Below are 17,367 nucleotides of genomic sequence, written 5' to 3'. Positions count from 1 at the left end.
TATAACTATTATTTATCGTTGTTACGAATAACAAATCCACGGCCACCATCTTTTTTCTGTGATGGTTTGTTGTTTGATTTGTTGTTATTATTTTTTTTAGGTGCATCAGAATTGTTATAGCGTTTTTTCTTGTTATATTGCTCTTTTCCGCGTCCGCCACCTTTATTATTGTTACGACGGCTATAGTTACCACCTTTACCACGACCACCATTTTTATTATTACCACGACGGTTTGGTAATGGGCGTTCTGGTGTAATTTTTACAGGGACTTCAGCTGCATCATCTTTAGAAATTTGTTTAATTAACAACGCCACTAAATCTTCTGCTGTGTAGTCTTCTAATAAATCACTTGCTGCTAATTGATATTTTTCTAAACCATTAGCTGCTAATAAATCTTTAATTTCAGTAATCGCTGCACCAATTTGTCCTTCTACTGCTTCTTTTTTAGAAGGTGGACGAAGTGGTGTCATACGTTTTTTCGTTAAGTCTTCAATGACATGTAGATAACCCATTTCATTAGGTGTAACAAATGTTACTGACATACCTTCTTTACCAGCACGACCTGTACGACCGATACGGTGAACATAACTTTCTGGATCTTGTGGAATATCATAGTTGTAAACATGACTCACACCAGAAATATCTAATCCACGAGCTGCCACGTCTGTTGCAACTAAGATATCTAATTCGCCATTTTTAAAGGCCTTTAAAATACTCATACGTTTGTGCTGTGGTAAGTCTCCATGGATACCTTCTGCTTTATAACCACGCATTTCAAGTCCACGAGCCAATTCGTCGACGCGACGTTTTGTACGACCAAAAACAATTGTCAACTCAGGTGATTGTACATCAAACAAACGAGTCATAATATCAAATTTCTCAAATTCTTTACAACGAACGTAATATTGATCAATTAGGTTAGCTGTCATTTCTTTTGCTTTGATACGAACATGTTCAGGGTCTTGCATGAATTTAACCCCAATACGTTTGATTGAATCTGGCATTGTTGCTGAGAATAATAATGTTTGGCGTTCTGCTGGAACTTTTGAGATGATGGCTTCGATATCATCTAAGAATCCCATATTTAACATTTCATCAGCTTCATCTAATACAAGTGTTTCCACTGTATCTAGTTTCAACGTACGACGGTTAATATGGTCTAATAAACGGCCAGGAGTTCCCACAACAATATGTGGTTTGTTTTTTAACGCACGAATTTGTCGACCAATATCTGCTCCACCATAAACTGATTGAACTTTAATTTTTTTCTCTTTACCTAAACGGTATAATTCTTCTTGTGTTTGAATAGCTAATTCACGTGTTGGTGCAATAACTAATCCTTGTAACTCAGGTCTATTAGGGTCAATTTTATTTAACATCGGTAACCCAAAAGCGGCTGTTTTACCAGTACCTGTCTGTGCTTGACCAATAACGTCTTTTCCTTCTAAAGCTAATGGAATTGTGGCACTTTGTACGGGCGTTGCTTCTTCAAACCCAATATTTTCGATTGCTTGTAATAAGCTTTTTTCTAACTGTAATTCACTAAATTTCAAATGATATCCTCCTAGTTTGTTGCTATATCGACTGCTTTTCTTTTTATATAATGAAAAAAAATGAAAATAGGCATTCGTATAATACTATCATATTATCCAATAATTAACAATAAAACCTTGTCTATTCGTGACTTTTTAATAAAAATTCTACCACTTCACTCAGTCCCATTCCATTGCTTGCTTTCAGAAAAACAGTATCTTTTGGCTGCATTTTTTCCGATAAATGTGTCATCATTTCTTTTTTTTCTGTTTTTCGGTAAAAATGAATAGACCCTTGTGGCATTCTCTCATGTAACAAATTGTAAAGTGATTCCATTTGTTCACCATACAAATATACTTGATCAATTTTTTTAGGGGAAATATGTTCTGCGACACTTTCATGCATTTGATTTGAAAGCTCACCCAACTCTAACATATCTCCTAATACAATGAATTTTCTACCTTCTAATTTCAAAGCTGAAAATGTATCCAATACTAATTTCATTGCAGTTGGATTAGCATTATACACGTCACTTAAAATATCAATGCCGTCATTTGTTTTTAACCACTCTGTTCTGTTTTTAGTTAAATCAAATGTTGCCAGCCCATTTTTCATTTTTGAAACTGGCACATTGAAAAAGTGGCCAATCAATAATGCAATTAAAGCATTTTTTACGTTATATCCACCTAAAACAGGAATTGAAAATACCTCTCCTTCAAATAGATTGGTTTCAAACTGTGTGTCAACTTTCGTTTCTGAGAGGATAGATGCAGATAAAGTCGCTTCTGTTCCAATACCAAAAGTGTCAACCGTTTGTGGTATATCGATAATCATTCGTTTTAACAATGGCTCATCATTTGGGATAATCAAAACGCCATCCTCTTTAAGTCCTGCCGTAATCTCCATTTTTGCTTCCGCAATACCAGCTCTAGAACCTAAATACTCAATATGAGATTCGCCAATCAATGTAATCGCAGCGATATCTGGTTTTGAGATATTAGATAGCACTTCGATTTCACCTTTATGGTCCATTCCCATCTCTAAAACAAGCATTTCTGTGTCTTCTGGCATCGATAAAATCGTGTAAGGCAAGCCAATATGATTATTATAATTTCCTTGTGTTTTATATGTTTTATAGTGTTGCGACAATACTGCTTCTGTCATATCTTTTGTTGTCGTTTTTCCATTACTTCCTGTTATACCGATTACCTTTGGATGAACTTTTTCTAAAAAGTATTGAGCTAATTTTTGTAACGCCACTAATGTATCTTCCACTTTGATGTAGGATACACCCTCTGACAATTCTCTTTCTGATAATACTAAAAACGCACCACTTTCAATGGCTTGTGGAATAAAATCATGACCATCTCTTGCTCCTTTAAGAGGAACAAACAAACTATTTTCAATCACTTTTCTAGTATCAAATTCTACCGACTCAACACATTGGTCCTCATGTTGTATTGCATGATTTACCCCATTAACCGCTGCAACAATCTCACGTACTGATAAATTCATGGTCTTCCTTCTTTCTATCATCAACAAAAAAAGTTGAACATGTGTCCAACTTTACAACTGTTCAACTTCAATTTGTTGTTTTTTTTCAAAACGTAATTTAGCTAGTTGGATTAATTCCTCTAATAAATCGCCATAATTTAAGCCCATATTTTGCCATAACAAAGGATACATACTAAATGGTGTGAATCCTGGCATTGTATTCACTTCATTTAAAAAGACTTCATTGTTAGCTGTTAAGAAAAAGTCACAACGACTTAGCCCACTGCCGTCTAATGTTTGGTATGCTTTTCTAGCATAGTATTGCAATGTTTCTTGCAACTCACCTGATATATCAGCTGGAATTTGTAACTCCACTTTATTATCCAAGTATTTTGACTCATACGTGTAAAAAGCAACATCTTTAACGATTTCTCCAGCTAAAGTTGTTCGGATTTCATCGTTACCAAGAACCGCTATCTCTAATTCACGAGCTTCGATTCCTTGTTCGACAATGACACGACGATCAAAACGAAACGCTTCATCTATTGCTTGAATTAATTCATCTCGAGATTCTGCTTTACTAATTCCAACACTTGACCCCATATTAGCTGGCTTAACAAACATTGGATAAATCAAACTGCCTTCACATTCGGCTAAAATCTCTCCTTGATGGTCTTTATAACCATTTTTTGTTACAGCCACATACGGTAACTGCGGAATACCTACTTGTTGGAATAATTGCTTACCGATGATTTTATCCATCGCACACGCGCTAGCTAACACACCTGCTCCTACATAAGGCATATTAAGAACTTCAAATAATCCTTGAATAGTTCCATCTTCTCCATTTGGTCCATGGAGTACTGGGAATATCACAGCATTCCCCTCTTTTAAATCACTTGGCAAAATCGGTTGTGCATTAGCAATCGTTAAACGTAAATCATCTTCATTTAAAGGCGCTTCATTATAAATGCGTCCTTTTAACCAGTTACCATCCTGAGTAATATATACTAATTGCACAGAGTAATAGTTGTAATAAATCGCTTGTAAAATTGAAAATGCTGACAGTATTGAGACATCATGTTCAGCACTTTTTCCACCATATACTAAAAAAATCTTCATGGTCGTCCTCCTCAATTTGCTAGGATTTAATTATACTCTAGAATGTAATAAAATTCTATTCCTTATTTTTCATCTGTTATATAAAAAATCCAACTAAAATACTATTGGGTTCTTTATGTGAGTAAAATGCCACGCCATCTTTTGATGTTTATAAGTTAGCACACCTACTTTTTCTTCCATAAACAATTGATTGCTCTCGATTTTTCGTAAATTATCTTCAACAACATGTACTGGAATTCTATACTCACCCTCATCTAGACCAACCTGAGAAAACTCAAATACCGTGCCTTCTTGCATAAGGCTTTTTAGTTCTTTTACTATATCATATGGTAGAGGATTAATAGTTGTACATCGTTTTGAAAATATCGACCGGTTGGCATTCAATTGATACAATACCTTGTCCGTAATTTTCTTAGCTAACGATTGATAAAACTCATCAATATTTCGATAATATACTTTCATAACCTCTTGCTCTGTTTCGAAGAATGCATAATTATTCTGCAATTTATAAAAAAACGGCGAACGCAATTGCATTTTCATATGAGATAAATACAATATTTCCGCAATTTCATTAGCTGTTAATCGCTTTAAAGTATCATATTCCTCAAAATCAAGCCACTTTATTTCCTGACGATTATTATAATTTAGATTACTAAAATAACGATCCACTTGTTCTTGTCCACGAATGACCCTAAAACCTGTATGTGCTTCATACTCCCCTTCAATTTCACTAGCACCAAGCAACAACAAATTTTTAGGGCGATGAACAGTATAACGATCAAAGTCCTGATGACCTAGTCCTTTTGTTAAAACAGAGTTACTAATGCCATCTAAATGAACATATATATTTTGTCGCAACACTTTCACCTAACTTTCTTTTACTTGTCTATTTCACTAATATAACTATACCATTTTCCTACAACAAAATGAACAGATAACCACCTGTAGTTTAATTACGTTTAGGTTACAAAAAGCACTTCTTTTTTTTGAAAAACGACATAATAATGTAACATTTTATAATCTTCCTTTCTTTATTTTTTTATTAATTATGGTATGATAATTGTTAGAATTATAAAAAAAGGAGGCTACTCTTATATCTAAAAAACAAGACACGACACAAAATAGACGATCAACCAAACATAAAAAATCTCAAAAAACAATAGGACAAAAAATTAAAAACTTCTTTTTTAATCTCATTATGGTGATTCTATTTCTTTTAGGCGTTGCATTAATTTTTAATAACCAAATTAAAAACTTTTTAGTAAAAGAAAATACTGCTCAATATAAAGTTAATAAAATTACACGAGAAGATGTCGTCAAAAATGAAAAGAAAGATGCAACATTTGATTTTGACCAAGTTGAGTCTTTAGACTTTAACACGGTAACAAAGTCTCGTGGCCGTGATGTAGGAGATGTTATTGGCGGAATCGCTATCCCTAGCGTGGATTTAAATTTACCAATTTTAAAAGGTGTGTCTAATTACGTCATTTCAGTCGGTGCCGGAACAATGAAACCTGACCAAACAATGGGTAATGGAAATTATGCTCTAGCAAGTCATTATATGTATGATCCAACCCTTTTATTCGCACCACTAGTTCGAGTAGAATTAGGATCCTCTATTTATTTAACCGACTTAGAATATATTTACGAATATAAAGTCACAACGAAAGAGTACGTTGAACCAACTCGTGTTGACGTCATCGAAGACGTTCCGGGAAAACGACAAGTCACATTAGTCACATGTGATACTTCAGGTGAGCACCGCCTCATTTTACAAGGTGAGCTAGTTAAGAAAGTTAATGGTAAAAAGGCACCTAAAGATATGCATGATGCCTTTGAATTAGCTCAAAATAATTATTATTAAGACAAAATAAAAACTTTTCAGCGTAGAACTAACCACGCTGAAAAGTTTTTTATATATTTGGCAAGTAAAAGTTACGATTATCTAATCCAAAAATACGCTCAGTATACTCACCTGGATTAATTTGTTTTAAAGAACCTAGCATCATCTGAATTGACGCATCTAGATTATCTAAATGATGTAGGACTTCTGCTTCCATAATTTTCGGTCTAACAGGAGAACCATATTCTAACAGACCATGATGAGCTAATACCACATGTTTTAAAACTAATACTTCCTCATCTAATTCAGGTATGTTTAATTCAATACATGCTGTTGTAATTTCCTCATCAATCAAGACAATATGTCCCAATAAATTACCAGCTAATGTATACTCTGTTGCAACTGGCCCTGACAGTTCATGGACTTTCCCTAAATCATGCAACATCACCCCTGCATATAATAAAGATGGATTCAACTCAGAGTATTCATTTGCCACTGATTTTGCCAATCGTAACATCGTTAATGTATGAAAAGCAAGACCTCCGGCAAACGCATGATGATTACGTTTTGCAGCCGGATAATCAAAGAATTCTTTTTGATATTTACTAAAAATATGACGGACAATTCGATGCCATTTTGCTTGCGTAATATCTAACAAATAATCATTGAATTCTTGCTTCATCTCATCAATATCAATCGGTGCTTTTTCCATGTATAATGATGGATCTGTTGGCTCACCTTCTTTAGCCAAACGAAGATGCATAATTTTCACTTGTGGCATATTTTGATAAAGTTCACGCTTTCCGTTTAACAACACAACATTTCCTGTAGTAAATGTCGCAATGTCTTCATCTGACGCACCCCAATACTTGCCATCTATTGTGCCTGAGTTATCTTGAAAAGTAAACGCGATAAACTTTTTACCATTTCTAGCGACTCGAACATCTGCTGTTTTGAGCAAAACAAATGTTTCAAACGTTTCATCTACTACTAAATCTCTCAATTTTTTCATGCTGTTTCTTCCTTTCCAATAACCAATACAGACTTATCTTTTGTTTCAAAATAATCCCTCATGGTTGTATCAGACGTTAAACAGATTACTTGGTTATCTTTACCTAACATATCTAATAACTTAAACAGTGTTACTTTACGTGTGTCATCAAAGTGCAACCAACCATCATCAATAATAATCGGTGAGCCATAATCTTCACTATGCAAGTGAATAAAGGCTAAACGAAAGGCCATATACAACTGGTCTTTTGTCCCTGTTGATAATTGGTCGATTTTCCACTGCCTTTGATGATTGTCTACAATAATTAGTTGACCATCTTCAACTAGAACTTTGTGATACGTTTTATTAGTTAGTAAATTGAAGTAACCTGTGACAGTACCTAAAAGCGTTGGAAGCTGTTGATCTGATAAATATTGGAATAATCGTTGCACTAATTCTTCAGAAAAACGTAGCGTTAACCATTGTTCCGTCATTTCTTCAATCTTAGATAATTGAGTTGCTCTCTCTTGGCGTAAATCATCCAATGACCCATTTTTTTCCATTTGTTTCATATCATAATCAATCTGTTGCCACTCGGTTTGATAAGCCTTTTCTTGATCTTTATGCTCATCTTGTTCCGCTTTTAATTTCATTAAACTTTTATTAATTGACAATAAGTTATAATTCTTAGACAAATCAAACACATTTTCTAATTGACGTTCTAACTCATCAATACGATTAGCATTTTGACCTAACTGTTCTTGACGATTTAACCATTCTTTTGCTACATCAATTGGTGTTGATTCATGCTGATTGGTTAATTCATTAATCAATGTTTGGCAAGCTGATTTTTGATGTCTAATAGAAGCTAATTCACTTTGGATATTATTTGTTTCGCTACCTTCCAAACGGTTGATGGCTTCTTTTTGTGTATCAGCAAATTGTTTAACTTCTTTAAAGCTCTCACGTATGTTTTTACCTTCTAAAGGAATCCAATCTTTGGCAAATGAAAGAGACTCTTTATATGACGTAATGGCTTTATCAATTGTTGCAAGTTGTAATGTCATCTCTTGCTCATTTTTTTGGATATCGCGTAATTGACTAAAAACTGGTAAAGTCGTTAACCACATTGATACTGTTTCATCCATAGGGAAACCATAAGCTGTCACCCATTGTTCTTTTTGTTTATTTACTAACGCTTCTTGTTCATTGAAAATTGCTAAGTTTTTTTCTAAATCATTTAACTCATCAGCCAATTGATCGGCTTCATTTAGTTGCTGTTTATATATAGACTTCGCTTCTTCAGGTGTTACAGGATGATATTTGGGTACTTTATTTGCTTTAATAAACCCAAACACACCTAAACCGACAAATGCCGCTACAATAACGTACAACCATGACAATCCTAAAACAATGGCCAACAATAACATCATGACTGCAATCGCAAGTGACAAACCAGAAAACATTTTGATTGTAAATGAATCAAAGAATGGTGCCTCATCTATCTCACCATCTTCTGAGTGACTCATTGATGGAATAGATAACTGATTTTCTGATTTAGATAATTCTTTATCTAGATTTCGTTGTCTAATTGACAAGCGACTTTTTTCATTAGATAAAATGACTTGTTTTCTAAGTAACTCTTCCTCTGCTTCAGCTAGCTCTTTTAACGACTCTTCTTCTTTATCTTCAATCACCACATCAAGTAAGGCATTTGACAAACGATACTTATCGTACAACTCTTTTTTACTAGATGTGTAAGCATCCAACTGTTGTTGCAACACTTCTTGACGCTCACTGATAGATTGAACACTTAATTGATCATCTAACAATTGGTCAAATAATTCTTGATTTTCAAGATAAAATTGAACAGCTGGCGTGATGTCTTTAATGATATCACTTTGATTTTCTAATAATTCCGTTTCTTTTTTCGTTAAGAATTTATATTCTTGCAACGCTTCAGACACACTTTTAACTGTCGTTTTTGGTGCTTGTTCTGTGCTACTTCCACCTGTTTCTTGATTTAGCGTCTGCCATTCAGTATAAAGTGGGAAATATTTTTGTTGCTCCAGTAATGTTTTTTCAAGAGACATACTATCTTCAAGCTCTTTTTTCTCTTTTTCTAATAGTTTTTCTAACTCAAGTCGTCGATTCCATTTAGCACGATAAGTATTTTCCTGTTCCTCAACCAATCTAATGCTTTGTTCTAAGCGATTAAATTCTTTCAATTGTTGATTTAATAAAGGAATTCTACCTGATGGCTTATAAATTTGTTGTCTATCCTTTAAAAAATCATTTGAAATAGCTGTCAGCCTTTCACTGCCTGTCAAGCCAACCGTTAGGAGCAAACGCTGTAATCTCACTTCATTCAACTCATTTAGATCAATCAGTTGTTCTTGTTGAAAACTAAATACTTCATCAAATACTTCTTTCGTTAGTGGCGTTATCAACGACATCAATAAGTGCTCATCACCTACTCGACCATCCTCTAATCTAACATATGCTTGACCTTTATTCTTTTCTTTGAAACGTTCGATATATAACTCTCCATGAATAGGATGATCCACAATAATATGACCACCATACGTTGCACCTTCTACTGGAGTGAAATCACGTACCATGTCTCTTTTCTTAGGAAACCCAAATAAAATCGTGCGAATGAAATGATAAAGCGTAGATTTTCCAGATTCATTGTCACCAAAAATGAGCTGATTATCTTCCTTAAGATTGAAGACTTGATTATTAAATTTTCCAAACCCATTTATATATAATCGTCTTATTTTCATTGGCCTACTCCATTTTTAAAAATCATTTTATCTTTTACTAACTGACTACTTTCTTCAACAATCCGCTGAATGTCTTCTTCATCAAATATTATATTAGTCCCCACAATTGGCTGTTGGGTAATGTCCTTAGCGACTGAGAAAAACTCATTTCGTTGTAGAAAATGCTGAGACAAATCATCAATTAAACTCGCTTCAAAGCCCATAATTAATTGATTTGATTTAATTGGTTCAATCACAATATCTACTAACCAAATATAATACGATGTTTTGCGTAGTAGTTGACGTTGTAAGTAGCTTAGTATTTCTTCTTTGTGTAATAATAATTCACTAATGCCTTCTTCTGATGATGGGCTTAGCTTCACAACTAATAACGTGACTTCTTTCATGTATCTAGCTGCTATAATTTCTTTTTCTATTTTTGCTAATTGTTCTACTCTTGTTGTTTCTTTTAATGAGATATCTTGTTGTACCCATGTTGCTTTACTCACATCAATAAAACGTTGAGAAACACTTGATCCACTCACTTCAACAAAACTAACACCTTTAGTGTCTCGTTCTTTTCTTGTATGTCCTTGAGGTGTTCCAGGATAAATTGTTAATGGTTTTTCCATTAATTCTTCACTCTTATGAATATGCCCCAATCCCCAATAATCATATGTTGATTTTAATTGTGATAAAGAAAACGGTGCGTACTTACCTTCTTGTCCAATTTCGCCATGATAAAAACCAATATGATAATCCGTTTCAGTACTTCTTTCAGGAAATTCCAACGCCTTTTGGTCAGTAATCCACTGATGTTCATAAGAAAACCCACTAATCGAAACACTTTGACCGTTCTTTAAAGTCAGTACTTTTGTCGTTACTTCTTCTTTGTCAAAAAGTACGACATTTTCTGGCCAGTCAAACCAGTAACGACTCTTAGTATAGTAATCATGATTGCCAAAAGACATCACCACTGTAATGTGATGCTCTTCTAATTTTTTAAACTGATCTATAATAAATTTTTGTGTATAGATTGATGATGTTGCTTGATGAAACGTATCACCTACCACTAATAAAAAATCGACTGAACTTTTAATACACAAATCAATAATTGCTTCAAACACCTTATAATTTATTTGTTGTATCTCTTTTTGGAACGCTACATCTTCTGTAGTAATCCCAGAAAAAGGTTGATCTATATGTAAATCTGCCATATGAATAAATTTCATGCGCCACACTCCTTTTACTATCATCACATATTAAAGAAAATAAGTTCTATAAAAAATATAGGCGGTTAAGCACTTGCTTAACCACCCATCATTGTGTCGATTAATCTAACGTATATAAATCTTGAACTGGTTGCATAATGATGCGGTTTAAGTCATTAACAATCATGCTAAAAGCTTGTTCTTTTTGCATTAAATCTTGGATTAATGCTTCACCTTGAACTTTTTCTGCCATTTCTTGTGCTTTTTGAGCATCCTCGTCAGAAAATTCTTCACCTTGCATTTGTTTTTGTTGTAAGGTCATTTGTAGTTCTTGGAATGCTTTAAATAATTCAAATGCTTCTTGATTAGCTTTTACTGCATCAAAAGCACTACTTAAAGCTAAAAATTCATCCATTTGACGAATTTCGCGTTCGATTTGATTGGCACTATCATAAATATTATTTGACATATGTATGCTCCTTTAATAGAAATTTATTCTCTTAATATTGTAACATGTTTCGCTAAAAAAACCTACTCTTATTGGGTTACTCTGTCCCAAATACCTTGCCAAGCTTCGCCAACTTTATCTAAACCTTTTTTGATACCTTCTCCTACTGTGTCTGCACCTTGTTTGATTTTTCCACCCACATCATTTAATGTATCACCAATTCCGTCTAGTTTTCCATTAGTCGTCGTGTTATTTTCTTGGCTACCAATATATTCTTCAGTTTGTGTGGCGTCTTTTACTGGAAACGGCGTGTTGGGTGAGGCTCCCAGTATACTTTGCATCTCTGTTCTAAACACATTTGAAATGTAACTACTATCATTACCTGGTAAATAATGATCTGGTCCACTCTTATCAAAACCAATCCACGTAGCTACCACCACATCTGGTGTGTACCCAATCATCCACTGATCTTTTGACATACCATCTGCATTTATATTTTCAGTCGTTCCTGTTTTACCGGCTATTTGATAACCGTACGGCTGAGCAGCGGCTCCTGTTCCTGAACTATATACACCTTGAAGCATACTTGTCATCTCTTCAGCCACTTCAGGTGTTGTCACACGTGTTGATTTTGGTTTTTGATTCTCATATATAATCACACCATGTGAGTCTTCAATTTTTGTAATAAAATGTGTTTCTTTTCTAACTCCCTCGTTAGCAAATACCGTATATGCACTTGCCATGTCGATTGGTCTAGCTCCTTTTGTTAGCCCACCTAACGCAAGTCCATAATACTTATCTTCTTGGTCTAGCTTAATACCAAACTGTTCAACTTTTTTATATCCTCTATCAATGCCGATCTCATGCATTAACCAAACTGCTGGAGCATTTAAACTATGTATCAAGGCATTCGTCATAGATGTTTCACCACTATATGTGCGAGAGAAGTTATGCACATCATAATAAGATAACTCTTCATCTTTTAACATATCATCTGGTTTGTATCCTGCTTCTAAAGCTGGCGTATAAACAGATAGAGGTTTCATCGTAGACCCTGGCGATAATTTTGAATCAGTCGCACGATTCCAGCCACGATACGTGTACTCACCACGTCCTCCAATAATCCCCATCACACCACCAGAGCTAGGGTTAATCGCCACAGACGTTCCTTCTACAATGGCACCGTCTGACGCTGCAGGAGGAAACAAACTATCATCTGCAAACGTTTTGTCCATGCCTTGTTGATACACTTGATCTAAAGCTGTATATATTTTGTAACCGCCATTCGAAATTTCCGCATCTGTTAAGCCTGTTTTATCAGTCGCTTCAGAAATGACCGCGTCAAAGTAATAAGGATATTTATATGATTCCTTATCGGGTACATAGGTATCCGTTAAATAAATCGGTTCTTTCATCAAACCATCTGCCGTAGCCTTATCTAATTTTCCATTATCAACCATCACAGATAGCACTGTGTTACGGCGATTGACTGCATAATCCATATGATCAATCGGATTGTATAAACTAGGACCTTTCAACACACCGACAAGTACAGCTGCTTCATCAATTGTTAAATCTTTAGCATCTTTACCAAAATATTTTTTTGATGCATCTTGAATTCCCCAAACCCCACTACCAAAGTACGATTTGTTTAAGTACATTTCTAAAATTTCATCTTTTGAATACTCTTTTTCCAACTCTATTGCTAAAAAGAGTTCTTTTGCTTTACGCGTATATGTTTGTTGTTGGTCTAAAAAGGCATTTTTTGCTAACTGCTGTGTGATAGTACTCCCACCACCACCGCTATTATTTCTTCTAATCACTTTTCTAGCTGCGGCTCTTAGAATCCCTTTCACATCGTATCCTTTATGCTGATAAAAGCGGCGGTCCTCTGTAGAAATCAAGGCATCTACCACATACGGTGAGATGTTATCTAACGTTACAAACGTTCCGCCATTTTTTCGAAGCTTACCTGCTTCATCACCGTCTTTATCATAAATCGTCGTGGATTGTTCCAATCCTGCTTTTAACCCAGAAACATTCATACTCTTAGCTAAATAAAACAGATAAATGCTTGTGACTAAGACAACTGTTAAAGCTGTTAATAAAATTATTTTATTGATATGGTATTTCTTCCATATTCTTTTTTGATGTACTCGAAATGTTTGCCAATGAGGTTTTAACCATGCACCAAACCTGATTAGCCAGGATTTTATCACTTCTAAATACTTCTTAACTTGTTCCATGATAATGTCCTTTCTATTAAATTTTATGTATTTAGTGTATCATATTATCATAAATAACTGATACGTCTAAAGACTTATCTTCATAAGTCTATTAAAAATACCAAACAAACATTAAATTACTACGTGATATTTTTTAAAAAACGTTTAAATTAGAAAAAGGAGTCTACTTATGCAGCTGTCTATCACTTTACCAGAAGGAACACATGAAAAAACGATTCGTGACCTATTAGAAAACGATTGGCTCATCCCTAGGAAAGTCCGACATTTTTTAAGAACACGAAAAAATGTGTTAAAAAATAACCAACCTGTCATGTTCCATGAAACAGTAATAGCCGGTGATACAGTGACGATGATTTTCGAAGATAGTGATTATACAAAGCCCGAAATTTCCTTAGGGAATAAAGATTCGGTCAATGTCTTATGGGAAGATGATCATCTCATCATTGTCAACAAAGCATACGGTCAAAAAACTCATCCGAATCAACCGCAAGAGTCAGATACCTTACTAAACGACTTGGCTGCTTATTTAGCTCCAAAAAATCAACTTCCTTATGTTGTACATAGGCTTGATAAAGAAACAAGTGGGGCCATCGTTTTTGCAAAACATCCTATCATTTTGCCTATACTTGGCAGATTATTAGAACAAAAGAAAATCAATCGCTATTATGAAGCAGAAGTAAGTGGGATTATCAAAGAAAAACAATTTACTATTGATAAACCTATCGGACGTCATCGTCACGATAGACGAAAACGCGTAGTTGATACAAAAAAGGGAGCACATGCTAGAACCCATGTGTCGGTAGTTGAGGTTTTGAAAAATACAACTCATATCGAATGTAAACTGGATACCGGACGAACTCACCAAATTCGTGTGCATTTAGAGAACATCCAACACCCTATCGTTGGTGATCCTTTATATAATTAGAGAACATCCAACACCCTATCGTTGGTGATCCTTTATATAATCCGTCATCCACCTCTCCTAGACTACAGCTTCATGCAATATCGCTTCACTTAGTACATCCTTTTACTAATGAAGACATTGTTGTTCAAGCAACCCCTAGCTTATATGAAATAAAATAATAGAAAGGACTGTTTATTTTGGCTAAAACACTTTATCTAATGCGACATGGACAAACTCTTTTTAATCAACTTGGAAAAATTCAAGGTTTTTGTGATTCACCTTTGACAGATGAGGGGGTTCGACAAGCTCATATTGCAAAAAGATACTTTGAAGATAACCATATCGAGATTGACGCTTTTTATTCATCAACGCAGGAACGTGCATGTGACACGTTAGAAATCGTTGCTGGACACGATAACTACAAACGTTTAAAAGGATTAAAAGAATGGCATTTCGGACTATTTGAAGGTGAGAGTGAAAGTTTAAACCCTAAAATCAAACCAAATGAAATATCATACGGTGATGCTTTTGTTCCGTATGGTGGTGAATCAGCCGATGATGTCCAAAAACGTATGATCGATACGTTAACTAAAGTAATGAAAGAAGATAACTCTGATACAATTTTAGCAGTTAGTCATGGTGGAGCTATGTACTTATTTATTCAAGCTTGGTTAGATTTTAAAACAGTCTCTACTATTAGTTTTTCAAATTGCTCAATCCTAAAATTTTCATTTGATAAAGATACTTTCACTTTTATCGAATCCATCAATCATGAATTTTAAAAAGTAAAAAAGGCTGATCTAAAAGTATTGGCTGTGCAGTAAATCGTATTGATGGACAATATATTGATAAAAAAGTCTCAAAAATGAAATAGAATTAAGTGGAGTGAAGGAAGAAATTCTCTTACTTTTTTGTTTAACGCCGGTTGTAAAATTAAGCTAGACAACTAAAAAAATCATTTGCGATACACTCAAATTATTTTTCCAACCAAAGAAAACAGGGAAAGTGATTAAGCGTAATACCTATGTTATGAGAAGTTTTTATAATTTTAGGCTACGACTATAAATTCAATTTGCTTAAAATAATCTGTCTTTAAATCACCAAAAAAAATCTAGAAAACCAAATGTTTTCTAGATCCTAAATTCTAACGTTCGAGCTCTTACCAACACTAGTTGACAAAGAGCTTTTATTTTTAGCGATGGATATAAGTGTAACCAGATGCGCTAATTGTTTGTGTGTTTGGTCCAGTAGGTGATGAAAATCCTGTACCACCTTGTGAAATCGTAATAGTATTGTTAGCTGGATTATATGAATCAACATAAGCAACATGTCCATATGAACCATCTGCTGTCCATTGTCCTCCAACAGATTGACCTGCAGCGAATACGACAACTGCCCCTGTTGCTGGAGTTGAGTTTACTGTGTAACCATCTGCTGCTGCTGACGCCCCCCATTGAGCACCATTACCCCAATAAGTTCCTACCCAAGGAGCAACACTTTTAACATACCATGTACATTGACCAACAGCATACATATTACCTGAGCCTGAATGATCTACTCCTCCACCATTAGACGAAGTACTTCCTGATGGTGCACTAACTGGCTCCGAGTTTCCTGAAGAAGATGTACTATCAGTAGTTGGTTTTTCAACTGGTTTACTTTCTTGTACTGGTGCTTCAGAAGGAGTAGCCGTATTATCTGATGAGTTATCAGTTTTTTGATCTTCAGCTGGTTTCTCAGCTTTTACTGCCGTTGCTTCAGCTGGTTTTTTAGATGAATCTTGTTGAGCTTTTAATACTTTTATTTGAGCAGCTTTTGCTTCTTCTTTTTGTTTGTTTAATTTAGCTTTATCACTTTCAGCAGTTGCTTGTTCAGCAGCTAAACTTGTTTTCAATACATTTAACTCAGCTTGTTGAGCAGCAAGAGCATCTTTTTGACTTTGTAACTCTTTATAAGTAGCTGCCATTTCGTTGATTTTTTCTTCATTTTCTTGAATACTTTGTTCAACTGATTTTTGATCTTGCTTTTGTTGTTTAACTAAATCGTTGTTAGCATTAACAATTGTGCTCATAGCATGCACACGGCTAATAGCATCTGATAATGAATCAGCTTCTAATACTGCACTAACAAAGTTAGTACTTTGATCATTTGTTTGTGCATCTCTTGCTTGTTTTTGAATCGACTTTTCACGTTTTGCAATTCTTACTTTAAGTGTACCAATTTTTTCTTGTAATTTCTCAGTATCATTACTTAGTTCAGTTTGTTTTGCTTCTAATGATGCTACTTTTTCATTAACAGAAGCTACGGTTGATTCTAATGCATTGATTTCTGCTTGAGCTTTATCTTGTTGTCCTTTTAAGGCATTAATTTTTTCATCTTGTTGTTTAATTTGAACATCAACAGAATCTGCCAATACGATACTTGGACTAGCAACAGCTGTTAATGCAATTGAGCAAACCATAATGGTTGATAAAATATTTTTCTTCAATTTTTCTTCCTCCAACGAACTTATCTAAATTTATATAAAGTAATTTCTATTTTAATAATTTCCCTTTTCTTAACGACCTATTCATTCTAACATAGCCATATGTCAGATAGATAAAGGAATTGTTACAAAAACATTTCATTCCACTCGCTCTATCAGATTAATATATTTTTATAGACCATTTACGATATATTATTGTTCATTTTTAATGCATTTGCTCAATTGAACAAATGATAAAAAAAGTCACCAGCAATATGCTAGTGACCTAAGGAGTTGTTTATTCATTTTGCTGATATCTATATAATAAACCTAAACTATATGTATT

The 17,367-nt window shown here is 34.4% G+C and carries 12 protein-coding genes and 1 pseudogene; 3 read left to right on the top strand and 10 right to left on the bottom strand.

Annotated features, from left to right (window positions below; genetic code table 11):
• Positions 1-8: 8 nt before the first annotated feature.
• From cshA to BHY08_RS00685, 4 genes are all read right to left on the bottom strand, one after another.
• Positions 9-1,553, bottom strand: a complete 1,545-nt coding sequence (gene cshA / locus BHY08_RS00700) for a degradosome RNA helicase CshA (RefSeq protein WP_071456036.1) — start codon at positions 1,551-1,553, stop codon at positions 9-11.
• Positions 1,554-1,674: 121 nt separating this feature from the next.
• Positions 1,675-3,048, bottom strand: coding sequence for a UDP-N-acetylmuramoyl-tripeptide--D-alanyl-D-alanine ligase (locus tag BHY08_RS00695; protein WP_071456035.1), 1,374 nt, complete (start codon positions 3,046-3,048; stop codon positions 1,675-1,677).
• 51 nt (positions 3,049-3,099) lie between these two features.
• Positions 3,100-4,149 (bottom strand): D-alanine--D-alanine ligase, encoded by a 1,050-nt coding sequence (locus tag BHY08_RS00690; protein ID WP_071456034.1) that lies wholly within the window; start codon positions 4,147-4,149, stop codon positions 3,100-3,102.
• 93 nt (positions 4,150-4,242) lie between these two features.
• Positions 4,243-5,016, bottom strand: a complete 774-nt coding sequence (locus BHY08_RS00685) for a hypothetical protein (RefSeq protein WP_157093612.1) — start codon at positions 5,014-5,016, stop codon at positions 4,243-4,245.
• A gap of 331 nt (positions 5,017-5,347) precedes the next feature.
• Between BHY08_RS00685 and BHY08_RS00680 the strand changes: the two genes are divergently transcribed.
• The gene (locus tag BHY08_RS00680; protein ID WP_071456032.1) at positions 5,348-6,013 is read left to right on the top strand and encodes a class A sortase; all 666 of its coding nucleotides are present in this window, start codon (positions 5,348-5,350) and stop codon (positions 6,011-6,013) included.
• A 49-nt stretch (positions 6,014-6,062) separates the two neighbouring features.
• Here the strand turns inward: BHY08_RS00680 and BHY08_RS00675 are convergent, their stop codons facing one another.
• From BHY08_RS00675 to BHY08_RS00655, 5 genes are all read right to left on the bottom strand, one after another.
• Entirely contained in the window at positions 6,063-7,004 is a 942-nt protein-coding gene (locus BHY08_RS00675) for a 3'-5' exoribonuclease YhaM family protein (protein ID WP_071456031.1), read from the bottom strand.
• On the bottom strand, positions 7,001-9,769 hold the full coding sequence (locus BHY08_RS00670; RefSeq protein ID WP_071456030.1) for an ATP-binding protein: 2,769 nt from the start codon (positions 9,767-9,769) through the stop codon (positions 7,001-7,003). Before BHY08_RS00670 ends, BHY08_RS00675 begins: the two co-directional genes overlap by 4 nt.
• A complete protein-coding gene (locus BHY08_RS00665) occupies positions 9,766-10,980 on the bottom strand; it encodes a metallophosphoesterase family protein (RefSeq protein WP_071456029.1) in 1,215 nt (404 codons plus the stop codon). The genes BHY08_RS00670 and BHY08_RS00665 overlap by 4 nt, the downstream gene beginning before the upstream one ends.
• 100 nt (positions 10,981-11,080) lie before the next feature.
• Positions 11,081-11,428 (bottom strand): YlbF/YmcA family competence regulator, encoded by a 348-nt coding sequence (locus tag BHY08_RS00660; RefSeq protein ID WP_071456028.1) that lies wholly within the window; start codon positions 11,426-11,428, stop codon positions 11,081-11,083.
• A 68-nt stretch (positions 11,429-11,496) separates the two neighbouring features.
• Complete coding sequence (locus BHY08_RS00655; protein WP_071456027.1) at positions 11,497-13,653, bottom strand: PBP1A family penicillin-binding protein; 2,157 nt, start codon at positions 13,651-13,653, stop codon at positions 11,497-11,499.
• A 169-nt stretch (positions 13,654-13,822) separates the two neighbouring features.
• Here BHY08_RS00655 and BHY08_RS00650 point away from each other — a divergent pair.
• Positions 13,823-14,736: pseudogene (locus BHY08_RS00650) on the top strand (RluA family pseudouridine synthase).
• Between the two features lie 15 nt (positions 14,737-14,751).
• Positions 14,752-15,339: a histidine phosphatase family protein gene (locus BHY08_RS00645; RefSeq protein WP_211267921.1), complete on the top strand. Its 588-nt coding sequence runs from the start codon at positions 14,752-14,754 to the stop codon at positions 15,337-15,339.
• Positions 15,340-15,749: 410 nt separating this feature from the next.
• Here the strand turns inward: BHY08_RS00645 and BHY08_RS00640 are convergent, their stop codons facing one another.
• The gene (locus BHY08_RS00640) at positions 15,750-17,045 is read right to left on the bottom strand and encodes a CHAP domain-containing protein (RefSeq protein ID WP_071456026.1); all 1,296 of its coding nucleotides are present in this window, start codon (positions 17,043-17,045) and stop codon (positions 15,750-15,752) included.
• Positions 17,046-17,367: the final 322 nt, after the last annotated feature.

The organism is Vagococcus teuberi (assembly GCF_001870205.1).
GTDB classification, from domain to species: domain Bacteria; phylum Bacillota; class Bacilli; order Lactobacillales; family Vagococcaceae; genus Vagococcus; species Vagococcus teuberi.
The sequence above is the reverse complement of the archived record's forward strand: the minus strand, read 5'-3'. Positions and strand labels throughout refer to the sequence as shown.

Coding starts and splice junctions, on each gene's coding strand:
- BHY08_RS00695 (WP_071456035.1), bottom strand. CDS start 3,048: ATGAATTTATCAGTACGTGAGATTGTTGCAGCGGTTAATGGGGTAAAT.
- BHY08_RS00690 (WP_071456034.1), bottom strand. CDS start 4,149: ATGAAGATTTTTTTAGTATATGGTGGAAAAAGTGCTGAACATGATGTC.
- BHY08_RS00680 (WP_071456032.1), top strand. CDS start 5,348: ATGGTGATTCTATTTCTTTTAGGCGTTGCATTAATTTTTAATAACCAA.
- BHY08_RS00675 (WP_071456031.1), bottom strand. CDS start 7,004: ATGAAAAAATTGAGAGATTTAGTAGTAGATGAAACGTTTGAAACATTT.
- BHY08_RS00670 (WP_071456030.1), bottom strand. CDS start 9,769: ATGAAAATAAGACGATTATATATAAATGGGTTTGGAAAATTTAATAAT.
- BHY08_RS00665 (WP_071456029.1), bottom strand. CDS start 10,980: ATGAAATTTATTCATATGGCAGATTTACATATAGATCAACCTTTTTCT.
- BHY08_RS00660 (WP_071456028.1), bottom strand. CDS start 11,428: ATGTCAAATAATATTTATGATAGTGCCAATCAAATCGAACGCGAAATT.
- BHY08_RS00655 (WP_071456027.1), bottom strand. CDS start 13,653: ATGGAACAAGTTAAGAAGTATTTAGAAGTGATAAAATCCTGGCTAATC.